Source organism: Corticibacter populi, from assembly GCF_004217315.1.
Lineage (GTDB): Bacteria > Pseudomonadota > Gammaproteobacteria > Burkholderiales > Burkholderiaceae_C > Lampropedia > Lampropedia populi.
On record NZ_SGWR01000005.1, the window covers coordinates 322,752 to 348,417 of the forward strand.

General features: G+C 64.1%; 26 protein-coding genes. 14 read left to right on the top strand and 12 right to left on the bottom strand.

Annotated elements, in window-relative coordinates; genetic code table 11:
- Nucleotides 1-20 precede the first annotated feature (20 nt).
- The 4 genes from EV687_RS18015 (at nt 21) to EV687_RS18030 (ending at nt 3,931) form a co-directional block, all read left to right on the top strand.
- The gene (locus EV687_RS18015) at nt 21-1,496 is read left to right on the top strand and encodes an NADH-quinone oxidoreductase subunit M (RefSeq protein ID WP_122225749.1); all 1,476 of its coding nucleotides are present in this window, start codon (nt 21-23) and stop codon (nt 1,494-1,496) included.
- A gap of 21 nt (nt 1,497-1,517) precedes the next feature.
- Nucleotides 1,518-3,014, top strand: coding sequence for an NADH-quinone oxidoreductase subunit NuoN (gene nuoN / locus EV687_RS18020; protein ID WP_122225750.1), 1,497 nt, complete (start codon nt 1,518-1,520; stop codon nt 3,012-3,014).
- Between the two features lie 59 nt (nt 3,015-3,073).
- Nucleotides 3,074-3,379 (top strand): DUF2818 family protein, encoded by a 306-nt coding sequence (locus EV687_RS18025; RefSeq protein WP_122225751.1) that lies wholly within the window; start codon nt 3,074-3,076, stop codon nt 3,377-3,379.
- A gap of 63 nt (nt 3,380-3,442) precedes the next feature.
- A complete protein-coding gene (locus EV687_RS18030; protein ID WP_122225752.1) occupies nt 3,443-3,931 on the top strand; it encodes a DUF1178 family protein in 489 nt (162 codons plus the stop codon).
- Here EV687_RS18030 and EV687_RS18035 read toward each other — a convergent pair.
- The 3 genes from EV687_RS18035 to coaBC all read right to left on the bottom strand — a co-directional run bounded on the left by EV687_RS18035 (nt 3,912) and on the right by coaBC (nt 7,302).
- Nucleotides 3,912-4,556 carry a hypothetical protein gene (locus tag EV687_RS18035; RefSeq protein WP_122225753.1) on the bottom strand — a complete coding sequence of 215 codons (645 nt, stop codon included), beginning with the start codon at nt 4,554-4,556 and terminating at the stop codon, nt 3,912-3,914. The genes EV687_RS18030 and EV687_RS18035 overlap by 20 nt on opposite strands.
- A gap of 69 nt (nt 4,557-4,625) precedes the next feature.
- Complete coding sequence (locus EV687_RS18040; protein ID WP_242612714.1) at nt 4,626-5,897, bottom strand: MFS transporter; 1,272 nt, start codon at nt 5,895-5,897, stop codon at nt 4,626-4,628.
- A 70-nt stretch (nt 5,898-5,967) separates the two neighbouring features.
- Nucleotides 5,968-7,302 carry a bifunctional phosphopantothenoylcysteine decarboxylase/phosphopantothenate--cysteine ligase CoaBC gene (gene coaBC, locus EV687_RS18045; protein WP_122225755.1) on the bottom strand — a complete coding sequence of 445 codons (1,335 nt, stop codon included), beginning with the start codon at nt 7,300-7,302 and terminating at the stop codon, nt 5,968-5,970.
- Between the two features lie 172 nt (nt 7,303-7,474).
- On the opposite strand from coaBC, the gene dnaQ reads away from it, so the two are divergent.
- From dnaQ to EV687_RS18065, 4 genes are all read left to right on the top strand, one after another.
- Complete coding sequence (dnaQ, locus tag EV687_RS18050; RefSeq protein WP_122225756.1) at nt 7,475-8,197, top strand: DNA polymerase III subunit epsilon; 723 nt, start codon at nt 7,475-7,477, stop codon at nt 8,195-8,197.
- A 108-nt stretch (nt 8,198-8,305) separates the two neighbouring features.
- Nucleotides 8,306-8,686 (top strand): ATP-dependent Clp protease adapter ClpS, encoded by a 381-nt coding sequence (gene clpS, locus EV687_RS18055; RefSeq protein ID WP_122225757.1) that lies wholly within the window; start codon nt 8,306-8,308, stop codon nt 8,684-8,686.
- Nucleotides 8,687-8,914: 228 nt separating this feature from the next.
- The gene (clpA, locus tag EV687_RS18060) at nt 8,915-11,263 is read left to right on the top strand and encodes an ATP-dependent Clp protease ATP-binding subunit ClpA (protein WP_122225758.1); all 2,349 of its coding nucleotides are present in this window, start codon (nt 8,915-8,917) and stop codon (nt 11,261-11,263) included.
- Between the two features lie 97 nt (nt 11,264-11,360).
- Nucleotides 11,361-12,416 carry an LD-carboxypeptidase gene (locus EV687_RS18065; protein WP_122225759.1) on the top strand — a complete coding sequence of 352 codons (1,056 nt, stop codon included), beginning with the start codon at nt 11,361-11,363 and terminating at the stop codon, nt 12,414-12,416.
- Nucleotides 12,417-12,633: 217 nt separating this feature from the next.
- Here EV687_RS18065 and EV687_RS18070 read toward each other — a convergent pair whose 3' ends face one another.
- The 6 genes from EV687_RS18070 to EV687_RS18095 all read right to left on the bottom strand — a co-directional run bounded on the left by EV687_RS18070 (nt 12,634) and on the right by EV687_RS18095 (nt 18,102).
- Nucleotides 12,634-13,587 carry a porin gene (locus EV687_RS18070; protein ID WP_122225760.1) on the bottom strand — a complete coding sequence of 318 codons (954 nt, stop codon included), beginning with the start codon at nt 13,585-13,587 and terminating at the stop codon, nt 12,634-12,636.
- Nucleotides 13,588-13,822: 235 nt separating this feature from the next.
- Nucleotides 13,823-14,458, bottom strand: coding sequence for a mechanosensitive ion channel family protein (locus EV687_RS18075; RefSeq protein ID WP_207226502.1), 636 nt, complete (start codon nt 14,456-14,458; stop codon nt 13,823-13,825).
- A 94-nt stretch (nt 14,459-14,552) separates the two neighbouring features.
- Complete coding sequence (lysS, locus tag EV687_RS18080) at nt 14,553-16,112, bottom strand: lysine--tRNA ligase (protein WP_122225761.1); 1,560 nt, start codon at nt 16,110-16,112, stop codon at nt 14,553-14,555.
- Nucleotides 16,113-16,305: 193 nt separating this feature from the next.
- Nucleotides 16,306-16,518 carry a DNA gyrase inhibitor YacG gene (locus EV687_RS18085; protein WP_122225762.1) on the bottom strand — a complete coding sequence of 71 codons (213 nt, stop codon included), beginning with the start codon at nt 16,516-16,518 and terminating at the stop codon, nt 16,306-16,308.
- Between the two features lie 95 nt (nt 16,519-16,613).
- Nucleotides 16,614-17,372 carry a cell division protein ZapD gene (zapD, locus tag EV687_RS18090; protein ID WP_122227001.1) on the bottom strand — a complete coding sequence of 253 codons (759 nt, stop codon included), beginning with the start codon at nt 17,370-17,372 and terminating at the stop codon, nt 16,614-16,616.
- Nucleotides 17,373-17,544: 172 nt separating this feature from the next.
- Nucleotides 17,545-18,102 (bottom strand): DUF192 domain-containing protein, encoded by a 558-nt coding sequence (locus tag EV687_RS18095; RefSeq protein WP_122225763.1) that lies wholly within the window; start codon nt 18,100-18,102, stop codon nt 17,545-17,547.
- A gap of 327 nt (nt 18,103-18,429) precedes the next feature.
- Here EV687_RS18095 and EV687_RS18100 point away from each other — a divergent pair, with 327 nt between their 5' ends.
- A complete protein-coding gene (locus EV687_RS18100) occupies nt 18,430-18,936 on the top strand; it encodes a Fur family transcriptional regulator (RefSeq protein WP_122225764.1) in 507 nt (168 codons plus the stop codon).
- A gap of 34 nt (nt 18,937-18,970) precedes the next feature.
- On the opposite strand, the gene EV687_RS18105 is transcribed toward EV687_RS18100, so the two are convergent.
- On the bottom strand, nt 18,971-19,294 hold the full coding sequence (locus EV687_RS18105; protein WP_122225765.1) for an Rdx family protein: 324 nt from the start codon (nt 19,292-19,294) through the stop codon (nt 18,971-18,973).
- Nucleotides 19,287-20,213, bottom strand: coding sequence for a 23S rRNA (adenine(2030)-N(6))-methyltransferase RlmJ (locus tag EV687_RS18110; RefSeq protein ID WP_122227003.1), 927 nt, complete (start codon nt 20,211-20,213; stop codon nt 19,287-19,289). Before EV687_RS18110 ends, EV687_RS18105 begins: the two co-directional genes overlap by 8 nt.
- A 252-nt stretch (nt 20,214-20,465) precedes the next feature.
- Here EV687_RS18110 and rplM point away from each other — a divergent pair, with 252 nt between their 5' ends.
- From rplM to erpA, 5 genes are all read left to right on the top strand, one after another.
- On the top strand, nt 20,466-20,894 hold the full coding sequence (gene rplM, locus EV687_RS18115; RefSeq protein WP_122225766.1) for a 50S ribosomal protein L13: 429 nt from the start codon (nt 20,466-20,468) through the stop codon (nt 20,892-20,894).
- A gap of 12 nt (nt 20,895-20,906) precedes the next feature.
- Nucleotides 20,907-21,299 carry a 30S ribosomal protein S9 gene (gene rpsI / locus EV687_RS18120; RefSeq protein ID WP_122225767.1) on the top strand — a complete coding sequence of 131 codons (393 nt, stop codon included), beginning with the start codon at nt 20,907-20,909 and terminating at the stop codon, nt 21,297-21,299.
- A 251-nt stretch (nt 21,300-21,550) separates the two neighbouring features.
- Nucleotides 21,551-22,228, top strand: a complete 678-nt coding sequence (locus EV687_RS18125; protein WP_130466554.1) for a DUF6776 family protein — start codon at nt 21,551-21,553, stop codon at nt 22,226-22,228.
- Nucleotides 22,229-22,278: 50 nt separating this feature from the next.
- Nucleotides 22,279-22,845 (top strand): bactofilin family protein, encoded by a 567-nt coding sequence (locus EV687_RS19340; RefSeq protein WP_122225769.1) that lies wholly within the window; start codon nt 22,279-22,281, stop codon nt 22,843-22,845.
- Nucleotides 22,846-22,910: 65 nt separating this feature from the next.
- The gene (gene erpA, locus EV687_RS18135) at nt 22,911-23,276 is read left to right on the top strand and encodes an iron-sulfur cluster insertion protein ErpA (RefSeq protein ID WP_122225770.1); all 366 of its coding nucleotides are present in this window, start codon (nt 22,911-22,913) and stop codon (nt 23,274-23,276) included.
- Between the two features lie 211 nt (nt 23,277-23,487).
- Here the strand turns inward: erpA and recG are convergent, their stop codons facing one another.
- Nucleotides 23,488-25,617 carry an ATP-dependent DNA helicase RecG gene (gene recG / locus EV687_RS18140; protein WP_242612715.1) on the bottom strand — a complete coding sequence of 710 codons (2,130 nt, stop codon included), beginning with the start codon at nt 25,615-25,617 and terminating at the stop codon, nt 23,488-23,490.
- Between the last annotated feature and the right edge of the window lie 49 nt (nt 25,618-25,666).

The following is a 25,666-nucleotide window of genomic DNA, read 5'->3' on the forward strand; positions in this document are numbered from 1 at the left end:
AGTACGGGAGTACAAGAAAAATGGGATGGTTGAGTCTCGCGATCTGGGTGCCCATCGTGGCGGGCATCATCTTGCTGCCGCTGGGCAGGCCCTGTCACGCCAATCTGGTGCGTTGGCTGGCGTTGGCGGCTTCGCTGCTGGGCCTGCTGGTGACGCTGCCGCTCTACACCGGCTTCGACACCGGCACGGCGCAGATGCAGTTCGTCGAACAGGCGGTCTGGATCTCCACTTTCAACATCCAGTACCACCTTGGGGTCGACGGCCTGTCGTTCTGGTTCATTCCGCTGACCGCCTTCATCACGGTGATCGTGGTGATCGCCTCGTGGCAGAGCATCACCGAGCGCGTCAACCAGTACATGGCGGCGTTCCTGATCCTTTCGGGCCTGATGATCGGCGTTTTCGCTGCGCTCGACGGCATGTTGTTCTACGTGTTCTTCGAGGCCACGCTGATTCCGATGTACCTGATCATCGGCATCTGGGGCGGACCGCGCAAGATTTACGCGGCCTTCAAGTTCTTCCTTTACACGCTGCTGGGTTCGCTGCTGACGCTGGTGGCGCTGATCTACCTCTACAACCGCTCGGGTGGCAGCTTCGACATCCAGGCCTGGCACCAGCTGCCGCTCTCGCTGGCCGAGCAGACCTGGATCTTCTTTGCCTTCTTCGCGGCCTTTGCGGTGAAAATTCCTATGTGGCCGGTGCACACCTGGCTGCCCGACGTGCACGTCGAGGCGCCCACCGGTGGTTCCGCGGTGCTGGCGGCCATCATGCTCAAGCTCGGTGCCTATGGCTTTCTGCGCTTTTCGCTGCCGATCGCGCCCGACGCCGCCCATGAATATGCCTGGCTGATGATCGTGCTCTCGCTGATCGCGGTGATCTACGTCGGCCTGGTGGCGATGGTGCAGCAGGACATGAAGAAGCTGGTGGCCTATTCGTCGGTGGCGCACATGGGTTTCGTGACGCTGGGCTTCTTCCTCTTCAACGAAATCGGCATGACCGGCGCGATCGTGCAGATGGTTGCGCACGGCTTCGTCTCGGCGGCCATGTTCCTGGCCATCGGCGTGCTGTACGACCGCATGCACACCCGCGAGATCGCCGCCTATGGCGGGGTGGTCAACACCATGCCGCGCTTTGCCGCCTTTGCGCTGCTGTTCGCGATGGCCAACTGCGGCCTGCCCGCCACGGCCGGCTTCGTCGGCGAGTGGATGGTGATCCTCGGCGGCGTCGAATACCACTTCGGCATTGGCCTGCTGGCGGCGACGGCACTGATCCTGGGCGCGGCCTATTCGCTGCTCATGTACAAGAAGGTGTACCTGGGCGATGTGACCAATCCGCATGTGCAGGAACTGCAGGACCTCAACTGCCGCGAGTTCCTGGTGATGGCGATTCTTGCCGTGGCCATCCTCTTCATGGGGGTTTATCCCAAGCCGTTCACCGATGTGATGAACGCTTCGGTCGTCGAACTGCTGCAGCACGTCGCACAAAGCAAGCTCCCCTAATCGCCTAGAGAGAACCAAGACATGATTGATGAATACAGCTGGGTGGCCGTATTTCCGGAATTGGTGCTGCTGGTGATGGCCTGCGCCATCACCCTGGTGGACCTGGGCGAGAAGCGCTTGCTGCGCGGCAGCACCTACTGGCTGTCCATGCTCACGCTGGCGGTGGTCGCGGCGATGAACTTCTACTACGCCAGCACCGGCAACACCATTTACGGCTTCGGCAACATGATGGTGGTCGATTCGATGGCCAGCTGGCTCAAGGGCTTTGCGACCGTTGCGGTGATGGTCACGCTGACCTATGCGCGCCCGTACTCCGCCTCGCGGGACATGATGCGCGGCGGTGAGCTGTTCACCCTGTCGCTGCTGGCGCTGCTGGGCATCGACTTCATGATCTCCGGCAATAACCTGCTACTGCTGTACCTGGGCCTGGAGCTGCTGACGCTTTCGAGCTATGCGCTGGTGGCACTGCGCCGCGACGATGAGCGGGCCACCGAGGCGGCGATGAAGTATTTCGTGCTCGGCGCCATGGCCAGTGGCTTCCTGCTCTACGGCATGTCGATGATCTACGGCGCCACCGGCTCGCTGGACATCGGCGAGATTTTCAAGGCCATCAATTCCGGCCTGGTCGGCACGCAGGTGCTGGTGTTCGGTTTGGTGTTCGTGGTGGCCGGCCTGGCCTTCAAGCTGGGTGCCGTGCCCTTCCACATGTGGATCCCGGACGTCTACCATGGCGCGCCCACCGCCATCACGCTGGTCATTGCCTCGGCGCCCAAGCTGGCGGCCTTCGGCATGATCATGCGCCTGCTGGTCGAGGGCCTGCTGCCGCTGGCCACCGATTGGCAGCAGATGCTGGGCGTGCTGGCGATCGGCTCGCTCTTCATCGGCAACCTGGCGGCGATCGCGCAGCGCAACCTCAAGCGCATGCTGGCCTATTCGACCATCTCGCATGTCGGTTTCATCCTGCTGGGCTTGATGTCCGGCGTGCAGGGCGGCGAGATCGATGCCACTTCCGCACAGGCCGCCTATGGTTCGGCGATGTTCTACGTCATCACCTACGTGCTGACCACGCTGGCGACCTTCGGCATCATCCTGCTGCTCGCGCGTGACGGCTTCGAGGCCGACGAGATCGCCGATCTGGCCGGCCTCAACCAGCGCAGCCCGCTGTATGCCGGCGTGATGGCGATCTGCATGTTCTCGATGGCCGGCATCCCGCCGCTGGTGGGCTTCTATGCCAAGTTCGCGGTGCTGCAGGCGCTGGTGTCCACTGGCTCGGGGCTCCATGTCGCGCTGGCGGTGTTCGCGGTGATGATGTCGCTGGTCGGTGCGTTCTATTACCTGCGCGTCGTCAAGGTCATGTACTTCGACGCGCCCGATGCGCAAACCGGTGCGATCACTGCGCGCTGGGACATCAAGGCCGTGCTGGCTGCCAATGGCGGGCTGGTGCTGCTGCTGGGCATTCTGCCCGGCGGCCTGATGGCGATCTGCACCGAAGCCATCCTCAATGCCCTGCGTGGTTGATTGCCGCGGGCGCTGTGCGGGTGCCCGTTCGCCTGTTCCGATGATGCGATGCCACTGACATGGATCTGAGTCTCTCCATCTGGCTGGTCATCGTACTGGCCTTCGCCGCCGCCAATCTGCCCTTCGTCAGCGAGCGCATCCTGCTGGTAGGCCCCAGGCCCTCCCGGCGCAAGTCCATGTGGTGGCGCTGGCTGGAGCTGGTCCTGCTCTATGGCATCGTCGGCCTGATCGCGCACCGCCTGGAGGCGCAGGCCGGCCAGGTCACGCCGCAGGGCTGGGAGTTCTATGCGATCACGGCTTGCCTGTTCCTCACCTTCGCCTTTCCCGGCTTCATCTATCGCTATCTGTTGCGCCAGCGCCGATAATGGAAAGGCCTGCCCGGGCCATCACGGCGTTGTGGGGCAGGCAATCGGGAGATTGACGGCATCATGAAGGTTCTCGACCTGCGCTGTGACAGCGGTCATGTGTTCGAGGGCTGGTTTGCGTCGGATGACGACTACCAGTCCCAGATGAGCCGTGGCCTGCTGCAATGTCCGGTTTGCAACAGCCCGCATGTCGGCAAGACGCTGAGCGCGCCGCGGCTCAACGCGAAGAGCAATACCAGGTCTGCTTCTGCGGCCAGCGCGCGCCCGGAGGATGCCCTCACACCGCCTGGCGCTCTTCATGCGGCAGAGTCGCCGGGACCGGCACAACGCGCCGCAATGCAGGCCAGGTGGCTGCGCCAGGCCCGTGAGTTGGTGCGGCAGGCCGAGGACGTCGGTGGCAATTTTCCCAATGAAGCACGCCGCATCCATGCGGGCGAGGCGCCCGAGCGTCCCATCCACGGTCAGGCCAGCGTGGGCGAGATGGTCGAGCTGCTGCAGGAGGGGATTGCGGTGCTGCCCTTGCCGGACGTGGTCAACGAGCCGGTGCAATAAAGCGGTCGGACCAGGTTGCCAGCCACTGCGGACGAAAGGCCACGAAAACCGCGCACAGCATGCCGGTGACGAAGCCGTCACCCCAGGCTGTCAGCCAATGTCCAACCAGGGACAGTGATCCCTCCACACCCGCCAGTCGCCGCCCCTGGGCATAGGCCCACAGGCTACCGAGGAAGAGGCTCAGCACGGTGCCCAGGAAACAGCGGCCAATCACGTACACGAACAAATGCGTGCCTAGCATGCGCCGGATCGCGGCGCCGATCAGCACCGCGAACGTCGCCGGCAACAGGCCTTGCCAGACCAGCATGTCCAGGCCTTCCTGCCAGCCCGCGCCCGTCAGCCAGAGCGCGGCCAGCGCCACCAGCACCAGCGTGGGCACGGCCAGCGGCCAGCCCAGCATCAGCAACACCAGGCAGGCGCCCGACCACGGCAGTTGCATTGGCATCTGGTGCAGTCGTGGCAGCGCCCACAACCATGGCAGCACGGCCAGGCTGGCCAGCAGTGGCGTCAGCAGCGCCTGGCCGCTGCCGCGCAGCATGTGCCAGGGGCGCAGGCTCAGGGCCAGCAGCAGGCAGGCCAGCGCAAAGCTGGCTTCGTACAGGGGGAAGGGGGCGGGCGGTTCCATGGCGTCCACAGCGATGGTCAGGGACGATTATCACCGTGGCCGGGTGCCGCCGCAGCCGCCCGGCCGGCATCAAGGCTTGCGGGCCGGCTTGGGCAGCAGCGTGTAGGCGAGGGTGCCGGCCGCGATCATGGCGGCGATGCAACCGAACACGGCTGCGTACTTCTCATGGCCATGCTGCTCGGCCCAACTGGCAGCCTGGCCGCTGAGCCACTGCATGAAGGCGACGCCGAGAAACATCGACATGGTGAAGAGGGCCATGGCGCGTCCGGTCATGTCGCTGGGGTAGGCACTGCGCACGTCGGCATACTGCCAGACCGTGTAGCCCATGCAGATGGCGACGCCGATGATGCAGCCGATCGCCAGCGTCAGGCTGCTGGCGCAGGCCAGCAGGACGAACAGCAGCACCAGCGACCAGGGAAAGGCCATCAGCCAGTAGCGCCGCCGGGCATCGCCCGGATCCATGCGGCCGAACAGCGACGGCGCGAACAGCGAGATCAGCGACAACGCCAATGCCACATTGCCGCTGAAGATCAGGCTCTGGCCGAAACGGTCGACCAGCAAGGGTGCCAGCCAGAGCCCGCGCAGGCTGATGAAGGAGGCGTAGCCCACGAACACCAGCGCCAGAATGCCGGCCGTGTGCGGCATGCGCAGCAGCGCCCCATAGCCTTTGAGGGAGGCCAGCAGCGAGGGACGCGCAGTGGTTGCGCGGGCAGGAGAAGATGTACCGGTCGCTGTACCAACCGCCAGTGCGGCTGGCTCGAAGACTCTCAGGTAGATCATCACCCAGCCGAGCAGGCTCAGGCCCGACAGCACCCAGAAACAGGCGCGCCAGCCGAAATGCTCGGCCAGCCAGGCCAGCGGCGTGCCGGTGAAGATCAGGCCCAGCCCGCCCATGCCCAGCGCCAGGCCGGACATCGCGGCGAACTTCTCCGCCGGGAAATGGCGGGCGATGAACACGGTGCAGACCAGGAAGGCCGGAGCGCAGCCGATGCCGATCAGTGCCTGGCTGGCGATCAGCACGGCGGGTGACGGCGCCAGCGCTGCCAGTGCCGCACCGGCGATCGTCAGCGGGAAGGCGATCACGATGGTGCGTCGGATGCCGAACACGTCGATGCCGATGCCCATCAGCAACTGCATGCTGCCGAAGGCGAGGTGAAACACGCCGGCGACCACGGCCATCTGGCGGTCGTCCAGGCCGAACTGCGAGATCAGCGGCACCGACAGGATGCCGGCGGTGGTGCGGTAGGCCTGGCTGAGTGCGAAACAGCCGATCAGCGCCGCCAGCATGCGCCAGATGGCGCGGGAGTGGGCGGCGGATGGGCCGGAGGAAGGGACGGGCATGGACTGGTCGGTCGGTGTGGGTGCTGCCGGTAGCTTAGGCCCGCCATCGGCGGCACCCATGTCGCTTGAGCTACTGCCGGCGCGGCAGCCGCGCGGCGATTTCCAGCAGCAATTGGCGCGCCAGTACCTGCTTGCTCGCGCGTGGCAACTCGACATGGCCGCTGTCGTCGAAGAGCGTCAGCACATTGTCGTCCTGGCCGAAAGTGTTGGGGCCGATGTTGCCCACCAGCAACGGCACGCCCTTGCGGCGGCGCTTGGCCGTGGCGTATTCCACCAGGTTCTCGCTTTCGGCAGCAAAGCCCACGCAATAGAGCTGGCCGCTTTCGGCGCGCGGGCTGTGGGCGATGGTGGCGAGAATGTCGGGGTTTTCGACGAATTGCAGGCCCGGTGTGGCCTCGCCTTCGGCCTTCTTGATCTTGGCGTCGGCCATGCTGGCCGGGCGCCAGTCGGCCACGGCGGCCGTTGCGATGAAGACGTCGGCTGCCCCGGCCTGCTGCTGTACGGCCTCCAGCATCTGCCGGGCCGACTGCACGTCGATGCGCAGCACGCCGCGCGGCGTCTCCAGCGCCACCGGGCCGCTGATGAGCGTGACTTCGGCACCGGCCTGCTGCGCGGCCTGGGCGATGGCAAAACCCATCTTGCCGCTGGAGCGATTGGTGATGCCGCGTACCGGGTCGATGGCTTCGTAGGTGGGGCCCGCGGTGATCAGCACCCGCTTGCCTGCCAGCACCTTGGGCGTGAAGAAGGTGATGAGGTCGTGCAGGATCTGCCAAGGCTCGAGCATGCGGCCATCGCCGGTCTCGCCGCAGGCCTGTTCGCCATTGCCGACGCCAAGCACGATGGCGCCATCCTCGGCCACCTGACGCAGGTTGCGGGCGGTGGCCGGATGCTGCCACATTTCCCGGTTCATGGCGGGCGCCAGCAGCAGCGGGGTGCGCTCGATGGGGCGGGCCAGGCACAGCAGGCTGAGCAGTTCGTCGCAACGCCCCTGCACCAGCCTGGCGATGAAGTCGGCGCTGCAGGGCGCCAATACGATGGCGTCCGCCTCGCGGCCGAGGTTGATGTGTGGCATGTTGTTGGGCTCGCGCGCATCCCATTGCGACAGATGCACGGGCTGGCCCGAGAGCGCCTGCATGGTCACCGGCGTGATGAACTGGCTGGCGGCTTCGGTCATGACGACACGGACGCTGGCACCGGCTTTGACCAGCAGGCGGCACAGCTCGGCCGCCTTGTAGCAGGCAATGCCGCCCGTCAGTCCCAGCACGATGCGCTTGCCTGCCAGTTCCGCCGCACGGGCGGTGCCCGCCAGCGCCGCCGCATTGCCGGCAACGCCCCCTTGCGGCGCGGCGGCTGGCACATGGGTCACGGGATAGGGCGGGGCGGCCGGGCACTGGTTGGTTTGCATCGTGTCTCCGCAAAGCGATACGCTGATGGGCAGGGGCGCCCAGTCTATCGGAAAACCTTGGAGCTGACAGGGCTTCACGGGGCCGGGCCGCCCGAAGGCGATCCGGGGCGGCGCGGCCTGGGCGCTACACTAGCGGCTGTCGAGGTCCCTTCCCGTTTTCTCCCTGCTTTCCATGCGTCAAATCATCCTGGATACCGAAACCACCGGCCTGTCGGTCGCCGAGGGCGATCGCGTCATCGAAATCGGCTGTGTCGAACTGCTCAACCGCCAGCTCACCGGCAATAACCTGCATTACTACCTGAAGGTCGATCGGGACAGCCACCCCGATGCATTGCGGGTGCACGGTATTACCACCGAATTCCTCAAGGACAAGCCCAGCTTTGCGGAGAAGGTGCCGGAGTTCATCGAGTACCTGCGGGACGCGGAGCTGATCATCCACAACGCTGCCTTCGATGTCGCCTTCCTCGACAACGAGCTGCGCCTCGCTGGACGGCCGGCACTGCGCGAGCATGTGCTGGAAATCATCGACAGCCTGGCCCTGGCCAAGCAGTCCTTCCCGGGCAAGCGCAATTCGCTCGATGCCTTGTGCGACCGCTTTGGCATCGACAAATCCTCGCGCACGCTGCACGGCGCGCTGCTGGACTCGGAACTGCTGGCACAGGTCTACATCAACCTCACGCGCGGCCAGGATGCCTTGCTGATGGATGCCGACGAAACTCCGAGCACCACCAACGTGGATACGCGCCGGGAGGATCTCAGCCGCATTGCATTGCCGGTCATCCGCGCCAGCGCCGAGGAACTGGCGGCCCATGAGTCCATGCTCGATGGCATTGGCAAGGAGACGGGCGGCAAGGTCATCTGGCGGCCGGACCCGGCACAGGCTGCGGCGGGGTGAGGCGGTTTCTGGCTGATCTCATCGAGGATGCGCCCTGGCCCCATGTCGAGACCATTGCCGCGAATGCCATGGCAGAGAGAGACGGCGGAGGTTGCTAGAATGCTTGGCATGTCCGCGCCCTTGTTCAACGCCTCCAGTCCTCCCGGCAAGACCCCTGCCGCTCCGCCATATGTGGCGCCGCCGCAGGAGGACGCCACCGTGGTGGCCGAGCGCAGGATGCAAAAGCTCTCGCCGCCGCCGATGTACCAGGTGGTGATGCTCAATGACGATTTCACTCCGATGGAGTTCGTGATTGCGGTGCTGCAGGAGTTTTTTGGCAAGAACCGCGAACTGGCCACCCAGATCATGCTCAAGATCCACCTTGACGGGCGCGGAGTCTGCGGCGTCTACACCCGCGACATCGCCAACACCAAGGTCGCGCTGGTGATGGATGCCGCCGCACAGGCCGGGCATCCGCTGCAGTGCATCTGCGAGCCCTTGGCCGATTGACGCTGCCAGATGATTGGGTCATGATGCTATGCAACAAGCTTCGGTTCATGGGGAATGCCCAGCCGGGGTTCGCGCAGGGCTTGCCGGCCTCCGTGCCTTGTGGCGGGGTGCTGGTGACAGACGCCAAAGTGGGTCAGGGTCATTGGCCCTCAGACAGCGCTTGATTTCGGTCCGGTCGCCCTCAATTGAGGATCATCTTTTTGGCAAGCACACAAGGAGTTCGATTCAATGATTGCTCAAGAACTGGAAGTCAGCTTGCACATGGCCTTCGTGGAGGCTCGTCAGCAACGCCATGAATTCATTACCGTCGAGCACCTGCTGCTCGCACTGCTGGACAATCCCAGCGCGGCCGAAGTTCTGCGCGCCTGCAACGCCAATATGGATGAGCTGCGCGCAGCCCTGACCGGATTCATCAAGGACAACATCCCCCAGGTCGCCGGCGAGGATGAGGTCGACACCCAGCCGACGCTGGGGTTCCAGCGCGTCATCCAGCGCGCCATCATGCACGTGCAGTCCACCGGCAACGGCAAGAAGGAAGTGGTCGGCGCCAACGTGCTAGTTGCCATCTTCGGCGAGAAGGATTCGCACGCGGTGTATTTCCTGCACCAGCAGAACATCACCCGTCTGGACGTGGTGAACTTCATCGCCCACGGCATTCGCAAGGGCGAGACGGCCGACAAGCCGGCCGCAGCCGAGGCCAGCGCCGAGCAGGACGAGGGTCAGGCGCAAGGCGGTGAGCGCAGCGAGAAGGCCACGCCGCTCGACCTCTATGCCCACAATCTCAACCAGGCTGCGGCCGAAGGACGCATTGATCCGCTGATCGGTCGTCAGTTCGAGGTCGAGCGTACCGTGCAGGTGCTGTGCCGCCGCCGCAAGAACAACCCCCTGCTGGTGGGTGAGGCCGGGGTGGGCAAGACGGCCATTGCCGAAGGCCTGGCATGGCGCATCACGCAAGGCGATGTGCCCGAGGTGCTCGAACACGCCGTGGTCTATTCGCTCGACATGGGCGCACTGCTGGCAGGTACCAAGTACCGAGGTGACTTCGAGCAGCGCCTCAAGGGCGTGCTCAAGAACCTCAAGGACAAGCCCGAGGCGATCCTCTTCATCGACGAGATCCACACGCTGATCGGCGCTGGCGCGGCCTCGGGCGGCACGCTCGATGCCTCGAACCTGCTCAAGCCGGCGCTCTCGAGCGGCCAGCTGCGCTGCATCGGCGCGACCACGTTCACCGAGTACCGCGGCATCTTCGAGAAGGATGCGGCGCTGTCGCGGCGCTTCCAGAAGATCGACGTGGTCGAGCCCAGCGTGGCCGAGACCGTGGATATTCTCAAGGGCCTCAAGAGCCGCTTCGAGGAGCACCACAACGTCAAGTACGCCTCGGCGGCACTGCAGGCCGCGGCCGAGCTGTCGGCGCGCTACATCAATGACCGGCAGCTGCCTGACAAGGCCATTGACGTGATCGACGAGGCCGGCGCGGCGCAGCGCGTGGCGTTGGCGTCCAAGCGCAAGAAGACCATCGGCAAGGCCGAGATCGAGGACATCGTCGCCAAGATCGCGCGCATTCCACCGGCAGCCGTCTCGCAGGATGATCGCAGCAAACTCAAGACGCTTGAACGCGATCTGAAGAGTGTGGTGTTCGGCCAGGATCCGGCGCTAGAGGTTCTGTCGTCGGCCATCAAGATGGCGCGCTCGGGACTGGGCAAGCCCGACAAGCCGATCGGCTCCTTCCTGTTCTCGGGTCCCACAGGCGTTGGCAAGACCGAGGCGGCGCGCCAGCTCGCCTACATTCTGGGCATCGAACTCATCCGCTTCGACATGTCCGAATACATGGAAGCGCATGCGGTCAGCCGTTTGATCGGCGCGCCGCCGGGCTACGTGGGCTTCGACCAGGGGGGCTTGCTGACCGAGGCTGTCACCAAGAAGCCGCACGCGGTGCTGCTGCTCGATGAGATCGAGAAGGCCCACCCGGCCATCTACAACATCCTGCTGCAGGTGATGGACCATGGCACGCTGACGGACAACAATGGCCGCAAGGCGGACTTCCGCAACATCATCATCGTCATGACGACGAACGCGGGCGCCGAGACCATGAACAAGGCCAGCATCGGGTTCACCAACCCGCGCCAGGCGGGCGACGAGATGGCCGATCTCAAGCGCATGTTCACGCCCGAGTTCCGCAACCGGCTCGATGCCATCGTCAGCTTCCGCCCGCTTGACGAGCAGATCATTCTGCGCGTGGTCGACAAGTTCCTGCTGCAGCTCGAGAGCCAGCTGGCCGAGAAGAAGGTCGAAGTCAGCTTCACCGACGAACTGCGCAGGTATCTGGCCAGGAAGGGCTTCGATCCGCTGATGGGCGCGCGCCCGATGCAGCGCCTGATTCAGGACACGATCCGCAAATCGCTGGCCGACGAGCTGCTGTTCGGGCGACTGGCTGATGGTGGCCGTGTCGTGATCGGGCTGCAGCAGGTCGATGACGGCAAGGGCGGCAAAAAGGACGAGGTCCAGCTCGACATCTCGCCGTTGCCCAAGAAGGAAGGCAAGACCAAGCCGCAGGAAGCCGAGGAGACTGCGGAGTAAGCCACCGGCCGGGAATTCCTGCACAATCGCAAGCGCCAGCATTGCCTGGCGCTTTTTCTTTGCCACGGCATCCTGCCCAGACCGCTTCGCACACACCATGCCCGCCAGTTCCGATCATTCCCGCTGCAGCCATGCCGGCTGTACCCATGCCCACCACGATCATGCGCACCATGAGGATCACGCACATCATGCGCATGGGCCGGATGCGACCAGACGCATCTATGTTTATTCCCCTTCGGGCGCGGTGCAGGATCGGGCGGCCTTCCGCCGGGGCATCAAACGCTTGCGGCAATGGGGTCACCACGTCGATGTTGATGAAGCCGCCTTGCTGCGCCATACCCGGTTTGCCGGCGATGACGCCACGCGCATCGCAGCGATCCACCGCGCGGCACGCAGCGGCGCCGACGTGGCCTTGATCAGCCGTGGTGGCTACGGCATCACGCGGCTGCTCGATCAGCTTGACTACGCATTGATTGCCCGGGCCATCGACCAGGGCACACAGTTCGTGGGCTTCAGCGATTTCACGGCCTTGCAACTGGCGGTGCTTGCCAGCACCGGTCGCGTGACCTGGGCCGGCGCCAGCCTGGGGGTGGACTTCGGTGCTCAGCCCGAGCCGGATGAGATCACCGTCGCCTGTTTCGAGGATGCGCTCTACGGGGTGGGCGAGGGCACGGGCTGGCGGGTCGGCAAGGACAGTCTCGGGCATGACGGCCTGGAGGTGGCCGATGCCACACTCTGGGGAGGTAACCTGGCGGTGCTGACGGCATTGGTCGGCACGCCCCATCTGCCGCAAGTCGACGATGGCATCCTGTTCCTCGAGGATGTGGGCGAGAGCCCTTACCGCATCGAGCGCATGCTGCTGCAGCTGGAGATGGCGGGCATTCTGCAGCGGCAGCAGGCGGTACTGATGGGGCAGTTCACCGAGGCTCGCGTGACGCCGCATGACCGGGGCTTCAGGTTGCAGACGGTGATCGACGGCTTGCGCGAGCGCCTGTCACGCCATGGCATTCCGCTCCTGAGCAATCTGCCATTCGGCCATGTATCCACCAAGGTCAGCCTGCCGGTGGGCGCCAAGGTCTGTCTGCAGCAGCAGGGGCGGGACGCTTTGCTGTTGTGGGGCCATCTGCCCGGTGCTCATGGGCATGGGACCTGAGTCGGTCCATATCAGCCCATATCAAACAGGCGAAAAAAGGCCCTGCGTTGCAGGGCCAAGGGAAGATACGGGCCAAGTGTAGCGAAGCTGCCCCGCCCAAAGCATTGATGCGCATCAAGAAATGTGCCCCAGTGACGGGTGCTCGTACGATGAGGCAAGAAAAAACGGCTGGCCCGAAGGCCAGCCGTCAAACGCAATGAAAATGGATCTATTCTGATCAGAACAGGTGGCGCACGCCGAGGGCGAAGGAGCTGAAGTCCTTGCCAGTCACGCCAGTGCCGTAGCCGGCGTTGCTGTCGTTGTCGACGCGGGTGTAGAAGCCGTACAGCTTGGTGCGCTTGCTCAGGTTGTAGTTGTAGCCCAGCGTGAATTGCGTGGCGGCGCTGTCGTTCAGGTTGTCGTAGTCGTCAGCCCATCCCACATTGGCGTGCAGTTCGGAAGCGCCGAAGTAGTAGGCGGCCACCAGACGGGCACCCCAGCGGTCACCCAGGCCGGCGCCGAAGCCGTTGTCGTCATATTGCACGTAGCCGCCCAGAGCCAGTGCGCCATTGTTGTACAGGGCGCGCAGCGTGTAGGCTTCGGCATCGTCCCACTTGGCGTAGCCGCCACCCAGGTCGAAATTGCCGAGCTTGTAGCTGGCTGCCAGGTCATAAGCGTTCTTGCTGGTACCTTGGTTGTCCTTGGGGTTGAAACCCAGTTCCAGGGTGAAGCCGGCCAGATCAGGCGTCACGTAGCCGATTTTGGCGGTGTTGGGCACGATATAGGCATACAGCGCGTCGGCTGAGGTGCCGGTATCGTGGTTGTGCAGGCTGATGTAGTCGGCGGTGGCGGTGTAGGCGGCCGAGTTGTAGTTGCCCAGGCGCAGCGTACCGAAGTTGCCAGACAGGTACAGTTCGGATTGGCGGCCGAAACCATTGGAGTTCGAACCATCGGTGGCGTCAACTTCCTGCTCCAGCACGAAGCCGGCCTTCAGGCCGTTGCCCAGGTCCTCGGAACCCTTGAAGCCGATGAAGGAGGCATTGCTGACCAGACCCGTGGAGGAATCGAAGCTCTCGACCTTTTGGCGCTCCAGGGTGGTGTTGATGCGGCCGTACAGCGTCACGCTGCTCTGGGCTTGTGCGGCACCGGCGGCCAGCAGGGGAATCAAAGCGAAAGCAAGTTTCTTGTTCATGGTGCTTCTTCCTGGGAAGTTGTCGAATGGTGTGGTTGCAGCCAGCGTTTCCTGAACGTCAAGGTGTCTCCGCCTTCTTTCCGATGGCATGGTACCGATGCCTCGGAAACGGGATGCAACTGGCTGGAGAGTTTATGACGACTGGCGCGGGAAACCCAGGCAAGGGCTGCGGCGGCGCATCAAAAATTCCTCAATTTGTCATAAAAACAACATTGGCCTGAAACGCACAGGCTTCTCAATCTTTCCAGACGAAGGACTTGAGGTCGGCTTCGTCCGGGTGCCAGCGGCGGATGCTTTTCTGGAAGAAGGCGCTGTTGGGGATTTGCAGGCGCGCGCCTTTGGTCTCCTCGCTGGTAAGGTCCTCAAGGCTGGTGTAGAGCAGATGGATCTCCAGCACGCGCCCCTTGACGCCCGGTTTGTCGGCCGCGTCGAGGATCTCCAGCCGATCTCCGACCCGGAACGGCGCGGCCGTGAAGATGAGAAAGGAACAGAACAGATTGGAGAGCACGCTCCAGGCCGCAAAGAATGCCACGGCGGCCACGGCGGCAAAGCCGGTGAAGGCCGTCCAGATCACGGTGGCCGAAACGCCAAGCCGCTGCATCACCATGAGCAAGGCCGCGACAATGATGAACCAGCCGGCCATGGTGCGCAGCGGCACCAGCATGCCGGGCGGGAACAGGTACTTGCTGCCGAGTCGCTCGACGATGCGCCAGATCAACCGCCGCAGCACCCAGGCTGTGACGATGATCAGCAGAATCTGCAGGCACAGCGTCAGCGGTGCCAGCCAGGCGTGCATCCAGGTGGGCAGGTACTGGTCGATCACGGGAGTCTCCTGACGGGTGAAGAGGTCATCCAGCGTCCCATGCCACATGGTTCCGATGCTCGCTTGCAGTTGTGCACGGCTGTTGCCTGTCAGGCATGGGGCCCATGGGTTCCCCGCGGGTGCATCGCGCCAATGCCAATGATCAGGCTTTGTCCTGCTCGCGGCGCAGGGCCGGGAACAGGATGACGTCGCGGATGCTGGGACTGTCGGTCAGCAGCATCATGAGCCGGTCGATGCCGACGCCGCAGCCGCCAGTGGGAGGCATGCCGTATTCGAGCGCACGCACGAAGTCGTGGTCGTAGTACATGGCTTCGTCATCTCCGCTGTCCTTGGCGGCGACCTGTGCGTTGAAGCGGGCGGCCTGGTCTTCGGCATCGTTGAGTTCGGAGAATCCATTGCCGAATTCGCGGCCGGTGATGTAGAGCTCGAAGCGTTCGGTCACCTCGGGGCGTGCATCGTTGGCGCGCGCCAGTGGCGAGATCTCGGTGGGATGCTCCATGATGAAGGTGGGCTGCCAGAGCTTTTCCTCGACGGCTTCCTCGAAATAGAGCACCTGCAGGCTGGCGAGTGTGCGGCCAGAGAGGCGGCTCTTTTCCTCGCTCAGGCCGAGCTTGCGCAGCGCGGCCATGAGCCAGCCGCGGTCATCGACCTGGTCGCCGGCCTCGGTGTAGCGGATGATGGCTTCGCGAATGGTGAGGCGCTCGAAGGGAGGCGCCAGATCGACCGGCTTGCCCTGGTAGCTCAGTTGCAGCGAGCCCACTGCCTTTTGCGCGGCATCGCGGATCAGGCGTTCGGTGAAGTCCATCAGGTCGCGGTAGTTCCAGTAGGCCGCATAGAACTCCATCATCGTGAACTCGGGGTTGTGGCGCACCGAGATGCCCTCGTTGCGAAAACTCCGGTTGATCTCGAACACCCGCTCGAAGCCGCCGACGATCAGGCGCTTGAGGTAGAGCTCTGGGGCGATGCGCAGATACATCTCCTGGTCCAGCGCATTGTGATGGGTCACGAAAGGCTTGGCATTGGCACCGCCTGGGATCGGGTGCAGCATGGGCGTCTCGACTTCGATGAAGCCGTTCTCTACCATGAAGGCGCGCATGCCAGAGAGTGCCTTGCTGCGTGCCACGAAACGCTCGCGCGTGCTCTCGTCGGTGATCAGGTCGACGTAGCGCTGACGGTACTTGAGTTCCTGGTCGGCCACGCCATGGAACTTGTCGGGCAGTGGCCGCAGGCTTTTGGTAAGCAAGCGCAGTAGCTCGACCTTGATCGAGAGTTCGCCGGTCTTGGTTTTGAACACCGTGCCTTCGGCGGCGACGATGTCGCCCAGGTCCCAGCGCTTGAAGCTGGCGTAGACATCCTCGCCGACGGCGTCGCGCATCACATAAAGCTGGATGCGGCCGGTGGCATCCTGGATGGTGGCAAAGCTGGCCTTGCCCATCACACGCTTGAGCATCATGCGGCCGGCTACCGACACCCGTTTGCCCTGGGCCTCCAGCGCTTCGGCGTCGCTGCCGTCAAAGGCCTCGTGCAGGGGCTGCGCCCGGTGGCTGGGATGGAAGTCGTTCGGGAAAACGGGGGCGCGGGTCTCGGCCGCAGCCACGCGCAAGACACGCAGTTTCTCGCGACGCTCGGCGATCAGCTGGTTTTCGTCCTGTTGAGGGGCGGTCTCGGCGGCGTTGGAAGAAGATGTTTTGGGGTCGGACATGCCAGGGGCCAATGGTGAATCGCGAATGCAAAGCGCTATATTCTAGGCGGTATCGCCACCCTGGGAGGCTGAGCATATGGTCGCAGCAGCAGCTTCATCGCTGCTGATCGCGCCGGATTGTCCCGGCAACAGGTGGCCCATGCGATCGCGAGCCCGTCCCGGTGCGGTTCGCGAAAAAACGGTGAAGATGTTCTTACGCGGACTCCGGCGGCTCATGACCATCCGGATCCGCATTGGGTGCGGCCTCGATGCGAAACTGTTCGGATGCCCAGGCGCCCAGGTCGATCTGCCGGCACCGTTCGCTGCAGAAAGGGCGCCATGGGTTGGCCGGCGCGAAGACGGTTTCTGTCCCGCAACTGGGGCAGCGCACGCGCGGTGCGGGCGCGGGAGTGTCGTCTGGATGCATGGCTGGAGTTGAATTTGGTTGGAGCAAGCATCACGATGCCGGCATGAGGGGCAGTCTGGCTGGCGCGTTGGCGGGGATGGTCCTGCCGATGATGCTCAGAGGCCGCAGATCGCCACTTCCAGCGACAAGTCCTTCTGGGCCTGTACGGGCTTGCCATCGAGATGCGGCTCCATGAAGCGCACGGAAACCAGCAGGCGATTGGCGCTGATTTCGGGGGTGACGTTGTCGCGCGGCTCCACCCACAACCGCAGCAACTGGAAACTGCGCGTCGATGGCAGGTTCTGCTGGAACTGGCCACGCGCCACCGCCACGCGGTGTGCGGTGCCGGTATCGCGGATGAGCTTGAGCAGCAGGAATACCGTGTCGGCGATGGGGGTGAGGCTGTTGGCCCAGGTCTCGAGATCGCGCAGCCGGGAGGCCGAGGGCAGGTGCTTCCAGTGGTGGAAGTGCGGCAGGTCGAAGTTGCAGGTGCCACCTGGAATGCCCATGCGACTGCGGATGGAGCTGAGCCATTCGTTCTCGAAGATGCTTTGGCCAGGCTTGCCGGTCATGGCCGTGAGGCCTTTGGCGCAATAGTCGATGCGGCTGAAGATGCGGTCGAGCACACCGTGGTCGATGTCGGGGTAATCCTTGTAGATCTGCAGCGCCAGGCGTTGACGTTCGAGATCCTTGAGCATGTCGGTCTTCAGGTCGGTGCGCGATGCCACCTCGGCCGTCTCGAAGATGGTCTGCAGCGCGTACTGATGGTCGTTGACCTCCGAGCGGCCCAGCAACTCCTGCAGGCGCAGCAGCAGGTACTCGAGACGCAGGTAGGTCCGGATCCGTTCATTGAATGGGTATTCGTAAAGTATCACGCTGTGTCTGTCCAGAAGGAACGCCAATGGTTGTAATGTGCTTGATATTTTTCACTGAAATCATTGATTCCCTTGGCAATATAAAGCAAAAGGTGTGAGCCGGATCGATTCGGTGCGCTGGGGCGCGCGAACTGGCGCATCCACAGCCCCTGGCATGCGCGGCCATGCCGGATCAGTCCGGGCGGGTGGGGGCCGAGAATATGGTGCTCCGCAGGTGGGTGCCTGCGGTGATTTTGCGCTTCTCGAACCAGCCCCGGTTCATTTCCAGCACATAGCGCACCGGCTCGGAGGAGCAGTGCGAGTCGCTGGAGAAGGGCGTCATGTCGACCAGGTTGGTGATGCGGCCATCATCGGCAATGAATGCCGCCGTCAGTGGCAAAAACGTGTTCTTCATCCAGAAACACTGGGTAGCCGGCTGCTCGAATACGAACAACATGCCTTCGTACTCCGGCATTTGTTGGCGGAACATCAGCCCGACCTCGCGCTGCCTGGGCGTGGCCGCCACTTGTGCATGGATGCGGTGCATGTGTACCGACATGTCCAGCCGCGGCAGATCCATCTGCGGCGTGCCGGCAGGCGCCGAGGCCGGCGGCTCACTCCGCTGTGCCCAGACATGGTTGGGGAGGCAGGCGGCACCCAGCACGAAAGTCAGCGCCGCGCTCCATGCCAGCACTGCATGATATTGGCCGGCCGCGTGATGTGCCGATGCCGCGTGGCGGGCGGCTGGCATGTCGGGTCGCAACGAGGGAGTCAGGAGGCGAGGTGAGGCGGACGGAGTACGCATGGGGGCGATGGGGCGTGGATGAAGGCCCGCATGCAGCGGTCAGCAGGGGGCCTGAAGTGGCAAATGGTACCAGTTGCGACCGTGCGCTGCCGCCATGCTTTGGCAATGCGCTGGGTCAATGGCCGTCCATGACAGCGACTGCCTGGCGATTGCTTGACGACTGCTTGACGATCGCTTGGCGAGGGTATGGGGGATGTGATGCGGACGTTGGCCGTTGCCGGCGCTGCAGGGGCACTTCTTCCTGAATGGCGTGGCCGATGGCACAATGACTTCATGAGTCACCGCCACCACGATCACGCCGGCCCGTGCGGCCATGTGCATGATGCCTCTTCTTCCCATGCCCAGACTGCCGCGGGCGATGCCGAGCCGCGGCTGACGGGAGAGCGCTCCACGCGCCAGCGGGCAGCCATCCGGGCGGCGCTGACGGCGGAGGCGCGGCCCATGTCGCCGCCAGAAATCCTGCAGTTTGCTCAGCAGCACGTGCCGCGCCTGGGCATTGCCACGGTGTACCGCAATCTCAAGGCCATGGTTGAGGCGGGAGAGCTCTCGCCCGTGCCCTTGCCGGGTGACCGGCTCTACTACGAACTGGCGGACAAGGCCCAGCACCACCATCACCATTTTCGCTGCGAAGTCTGCGAGCGGGTCTTTGATGTCGAGGGCTGCGATGACACCTTCAATGCCCTGCTGCCCAAAGGTTTTGTGCTGCACGCCCATGACCTGACGCTGTATGGCCTGTGCGCCGACTGCAGCCGGTCAAAGCCCAAACGCGCCAGGGCTTGATTCCAGGCGCGTGTGGCGCTGGTTCGGCTATTGTTCAGCGATCGATATGGCCGAGCTGGCGCTCCGGTACGACTTGGTCCCGCACCCGTTGCTTGAGTGTCTTGACATCGGGGAAGCCGCCATCGCGCTGGCGGTCCCAGATCAGCACGCCATCGCAATGGATCTGGAAAATGCCGCCGGTTCCGGGGATCAGCGCCACTTCGCCCAGTTCGGTGCCGAAGGTCGAGAGCAGTTCCTGCGCCATCCAGCCGGCGCGCAGCAGCCACTGGCACAGCGTGCAGTAATGGATGGTGATGCGCGGCCCTGGCGCAGGGAGCGCCACGGTTTCGGTGGAACGGGTATCGGGAGCTTCAGCCATGGTCGGGGCTTTTCTCGAGATGGAAACCTGCCAGGTGGTCCTGCCCCATCCAGTCGCGCAGTTGCGGCAGGGCGTCCTTCAGTTCGGCATGCAGGGTGTAGGGCGGGTTGATGACGACCACGCCACTGGCGGCCATGCCGCCGCGCTTGACCTTCTCGCCAGGAATGTGCACACCCGACTGCACCCCGCTTTTGATGCTGAGCGTGGCATGCAGCCAGGACTTGCCGGCCTGGCGGGCCAGGGTCTTGAGCTTGCGCGGCAACTCGTGTGCCTCGGGACGCGGGATGATGGGGTACCAGATGAGGTAGGTGCCGGTCGCAAAGCGGGTCAGTGCCGCATCCAGCCAGCGCACGACCTGGGCATAGTCGCTCTTGAGCTCGTAGCTGGGGTCGCAAAGCACCAGTGCGCGCCGCGACGGCGGCGGCAGAAATCGCAGGCAGCCGTTGAAACCGTCCTCATGCCAGACGTGGGTGCGGCGCGCCAGTGGCAGATTGGCCATGTTGCCCTCCAGGGCCCGCATGTCGGCGGGCTGCAACTCGAAAAGCTGCATCTGGTCCTGTGGGCGAAGAAAATGCTGCATGATGGCCGGAGAGCCGGGGTAAATGCGTGGCGATCCGCCATCAGCCATGCCTGGGTTGTAGGCCTGCAGGATATCCAGGTAGCCGGCGACGGCGGCTGCGACCGGACTGTCCGGCGCGGCGCGGCGGCTGGCCAGCAGTTGCTGGATGCCCTGCTGGCTTTCGCTGCTGGTGCGGGCATAGTCTCCGTCGAGCCGGTACAGGCCGCAGCCTGCGTGGATGTCCAGGATCGACAGTGCGGTCTCCTTCTGGACGAGATAGCGCAGGGTGGCACTGAGCACGACGTGCTTGAGCACATCGGCGTGGTTGCCGGCATGGAAGGCGTGGCGATAACTGAACATGGGGCGCATTATGGGGCATGCATTGCCGCGGCCATTGGCGGCCATCGTTCATGTTTCTCATCGCTTGTATTTGGTGTTTGAGTTGAACCAGGATAGAATGCGCGGTTTGCAGCGATTTGAAGTCCCGCGGCAAAACAGGGCCAGTGCGTGCACGCCACGCACCGGTCTTGCAACTCCCACCTAAGAGGCTCCACTCCAGAAGGGCACCGACCGTGGAAAAGGACTTGCGAAACCACTATCAAGGAATGATTCATGTATACAGTCAGCGCAAAGCCCGCTGAGGTGCAACATGAGTGGTTTGTGATTGACGCCACCGACAAGGTGCTCGGACGGGTAGCCAGCGAAGTTGCCCTCCGTCTGCGCGGCAAGCACAAGGCCATTTATACGCCTCACGTCGATACCGGCGATTTCATCGTCGTGATCAATGCCTCGAAGCTCAAGGTCACGGGCAACAAGGCCCTGGACAAATTCTATTATCGCCACACCGGTTACCCGGGTGGCATCCGTTCCATCAACTTCCGCGATCTGCAGGCCAAGCACCCTGGCCGTGCCCTGGAAAAGGCCGTCAAGGGTATGCTGCCCAAGGGCCCGCTGGGCTACGCCATGATCAAGAAGCTCAAGGTGTACGGTGGCGCGGAGCATCCGCATTCTGCCCAACAGCCCAAAGTGCTGGATATCTAAGGAGCTTTGAAGATGATTGGTGATTGGAACAATGGCACTGGCCGCCGCAAGTCCAGCGTGGCACGTGTTTTCCTGAAAAAAGGCTCCGGCAAGATCACGGTCAACGGCAAGGACGTCGAGTCCTACTTCGGCCGTCAGACCTCCATCATGATTGCCAAGCAGCCGCTGGTGCTGACCAACCATGTCGAGACCTTCGACATCCTGGTCAACGTCGACGGCGGCGGTGAATCCGGCCAGGCCGGTGCGGTGCGTCATGGCATCACTCGCGCCCTGATCGACTATGACGAGACGCTCAAGCCCGCCCTGAGCGCGGCCGGTTACGTCACCCGCGACGCCCGCGAAGTCGAACGTAAGAAGGTCGGTCTGCACTCCGCACGCCGCCGCAAGCAGTTCTCCAAGCGCTGATCGGCGCTGGGCCGCCCGTTGTGGCGGCAGCTGCCGTGCAAAAGGCCACGCCGCTTCGGTTGCGTGGCTTTTTTCTTGTCTTTTTGCAAGAGCGGCCAGCATGCGTTGATAATGTTTGACTTTTTGAGGCTCAAGCAGCCATGAGGCCGGCACGTTGAGTACCGGTCGGCTGACCCCCGACATCCATGCGTTTGCGTTTGTTCCGACGCCGCCATCCGGCCATCAGTCGCCGTGTCACCATTCGGCAGCACATGCCGTGGCCGCTTCGGATGATGGTGCTGTTCGTGATTCTTGGCACCGGTGCTGTGTTCATCATCTGGACCTGCGAGCGCAGCCACTGGCCGTCGGCCGAGATGGCTGCCCGGCAACAGGAAGTGCAGCGGCTGCAGGAGACGCTTGCGGCGCTGCAGGCGCAGCTGGCCGCGCGTGAGGAAGAAGCGGTGGCGACCGTCAAAGCGCCTGACGGCGCTGGCTCGTCCGACGCACTTGCCATGGTCGACCACACGACCAGCGAGCTGCTGGCCCAGCAAGTGCGCGACCTGCAGGCGGAGAATCAGCGTCTGCGTGACGACCTGGGGTTCTATGAGAACCTGCTGCCGGCCAATGGCAACGGGACGATTGCCATCCGCAGTCTGCAGGCCGAACGCAGAACGCCCACGGAGCTGTCCTGGCAACTGCTGGTGATGCAGCCGCGTCGCGATGCCGGCACGTTCAAGGGCCGCCTTGAGTGGGAAGTGCGTGGCCAGAAGGACGGCGAGCCCTGGTCCCTGCCGACAGGTAAGGCCCAGCAGGCGCTGGAATTCAGCCGCTATCAGCGGATCGAGGGTCAATTGAGCGTGCCGGCCGATGTGCAGATTTCGAGTGTGACGGCACGCGTGTTCGAGGGGCGCCAGGAGCGCAGCAGCCAGACGATCGAATTGCAGCCATGAGGGCCGGACAGGCGTTCGGCCTTTGCGGCATTTGAATCAAGGGATGATTGATGTTCACGAAAAGAAAACAGCCCCCGCTTCGCAGCCTGGTGGCCGAAGGGTGCCAGGTGCAGGGTGATATCGTCTTCAGCGATGGCATTCGCATTGATGGTGCGGTGCAGGGTCTGGTGTCGGGCGAGGCCAGTGCCAGCAAGAAGGGCACGCTGGTATTCATCTCGGAACATGGCCGCGTCAGTGGCGGCATCCGCGCCGATGTGGTTGTGATCAATGGCCGGGTCGATGGCCCCATCCACGCCACGCAGCTGCTGGAGCTGCAGCCCAAGGCCCGCATTACCGGCGATGTCAGCTACCGCCAGTTGGAAATGCATCCCGGCGCATTGCTCTCCGGCCGCATGCTGCCAATGGTCACGCCCGCCGGAGAGGACGGCAAGGCCGAGCGAGCCCTGCTGCCCGGCCAGGAGCCGCTGCCTCAACTGGTCGAGCCCCGCGGAGCCGGCGCTGCCAATGGCCAGGTGCTGCGCGCATTGCCGGCGCAGGGCGAGGCAGGGGAGCCGAGCGGGTTGGGCGGAGCGGACGAAGCCGTGGACGCGGGCAAGGCCCAGAAACCAGCAGGCTGATGCTGTCATCGAATTTGCTCTAACATTGGCCGATTACCAAATTTCCGCTTTGTTGGAGATCCACCATGAATGCCGTGACCGAAACCCTTCCCACCGAAATGCCCGCGCCTATCAACTTCACCGATTCGGCCGCCGCCAAGGTGGCCGACCTCATCGCCGAAGAGGGCAACCCCGACCTGAAGCTGCGGGTCTTCGTCCAGGGTGGTGGTTGCTCGGGTTTCCAGTATGGCTTCACCTTCGATGAGATTGCCAATGACGACGACACCACGATGACCAAGAATGGCGTCTCGCTGCTGATCGATGCCATGAGCTATCAATACCTGGTGGGCGCCGAGATCGACTACAAGGAAGACCTGCAGGGCGCGCAGTTCGTCATCAAGAATCCCAACGCCTCGACCACCTGCGGCTGCGGTTCGAGCTTCTCGGTCTGATCGGCTGAAAACCTGTTTACGATCTTCCCGCGGGCAACCGGGCAACCCGAAGGGGCAGGAGGTCAAAAACGCACCGGGCGGCATTGCCCGCCTTGCCCAGACGGCCAGTCCGGGCTGCGACGGGGGGTCTTGTCCACTGCATTCTTGACCTCCCGCGTGACCCTCACGAAAAGATCGTAAACAGGTTCTGGAACCAGCCTGAGGGCCGACACTAGGCTTTCAGATAATCCCACTTGCCACCCAGCCAGCGCTGCATGTGCAGCTCGGCCAGGCGCGGCTGCTGCCGCAGCATTTGAGGCGCCAGCTGGCGGGCCCATTCCAGCAAGGCCTGATCGGTATCCAGATCGGCAAAGCGCAGCAGCGCCGCGCCTGACTGGCGCGCTCCCATGAATTCGCCGGGGCCGCGGATTTCCAGATCGCGGCGGGCAATCTCGAAGCCATCATTGGTCTGCGCCATCGCGCGCAGGCGTTCCTTGGCGGTATCGCCGAGTTGGCCGTTGTCGCCGGTGGCGTAGAGCAGGATGCAGGCCGATTCCTTGCTGCCGCGCCCCACGCGCCCGCGCAACTGGTGCAACTGCGAGAGGCCGAAGCGCTCGGCATGCTCGATGACCATGACCGAAGCGTTCGGCACATCCACGCCGACTTCGATGACGGTGGTGGCCACCAGCACGCCGATCTCGCCGGCCGAGAAGCCCGCCATCACGGCCTGCTTGTCGGCAGCCGGCATGCGCGAGTGCAGCAGCCCGATGCGCGCGCCGGGCATGGCCTGCTGCAGGTCCTCGAAGGTGGCTGTGGCGTTGGAGAGGTCGAGCGCTTCGCTCTCCTCGATCAGCGGACACACCCAGTAGGCCTGGCGTCCCTGTGCCACCTGGGTGGCCAGGCGCTCGATCAGTTCATCGCGGCGGCTCTCGGCGATCAGGCGCGTGACGATGGGTGTTCGCCCAGGTGGCAGCTCGTCGATGGTCGAGACGCTCAGGTCCGCGTAGTACGTCATTGCCAGGGTGCGCGGGATCGGTGTGGCCGTCATCATCAACATGTGCGGCTCCATGCCCTTGTCGTGCGCGCGGGCGTCTTCGGGGGCGGTGGACTGGCGTTTGCGCAGGCTCAGGCGCTGCTCGACGCCGAAGCGGTGTTGCTCGTCGATCAGCACCAGCCCGAGGCGCGCGAATTCGACGCTGTCCTGGATCACCGCGTGGGTGCCGACGACCAGCATGGCGCTGCCGGCGGCCACCGCTTCGAGCATTGCGGCGCGCTCCTTCTTCTTTTGCGCGCCGGCCAGCCAGGCCACGCTCTGCTCGCGTTCGGCCAGCAGCGGCGAGAGCCATTCGGTCAGCTTGCGAAAGTGTTGCTCGGCCAGGATCTCGGTGGGCGCCATCAGTGCGCACTGCCAGCCGGCATCGATGCACAGGCAGGCCGCCATGGCGGCCACCACGGTCTTGCCAGAGCCCACATCGCCTTGCAGCAGCCGGTGCATGGGGCGTGGCTGGGCGATGTCGGCGGCAATCTCGGCGCAGACGCGCCGCTGCGCAGCCGTCAGCTCGAAGGGCAGGCGCGCCAGCAGTTGCTCATGCAGCGGCAATGCGCTGCTGATGTCGGCTGGCGGCGACAGCGCTGGTGCACCCAGGCCGGCGCGGGTCTGCCGGACCTTGAACTGCGAGAGCTGCTGCGCCAGCAGCTCCTCGGCCTTGAGGCGCTGCCAGGCCGGATGGCTGTGGTCTTCGAGCGTCTGCAGCGCCACGTCGGGCGCCGGGTTGTGCAGGAACTGCAGAGCTTGGTGCAGCGGCCACCAGGCGCTGCCCGCGGCCGCGCCATGCCCGGCGGCAATGGGCGGTGGCCCGGCAAGCGCCAGCACGGTCCCGGGCAGGGTTTCCTCGATCTGGATGCGTTGCAGCGCCACGGCGATCATGCGCCGCAGATAGGCCTGCGGCAGGCCCTTGCTGATGGGGTATATGGGTGTGAGGGCTGCTGGCAGCGGACCTTCGGCCTTGCGGATCTGCGGGTGCAGCATCTGCCGGCCCCAGAATCCGCCACGCACTTCGCCATGGATGCGCAGCCGCTTGCCAGGCGCCATGGCTTTCTGCTGCGAAGGATAGAAGTGCAGAAAGCGCAACTGGCATTCGCCGCTGGCATCCTGCACGGTGACGACCAACTGGCGGCGCGGCTGCAACTGCACTTCACTGTTGAGCACGGCGGCCTCGATCTGCACCATCTGGCCTTCGCGGCAGCTGGCGATCGGGGTGATGCGCGTCTCGTCCTCGTAGCGCAGCGGCAGATGCAGCACCAGATCGATGTCGCGCAGCAGGCCGAGCTTGTCGAGGGCTTTGCGGATGGCCGGAGTCATGTCCCTTTCAATTGGATGAGGAGCGCAAGCCATCGATCATAGTCGAGCC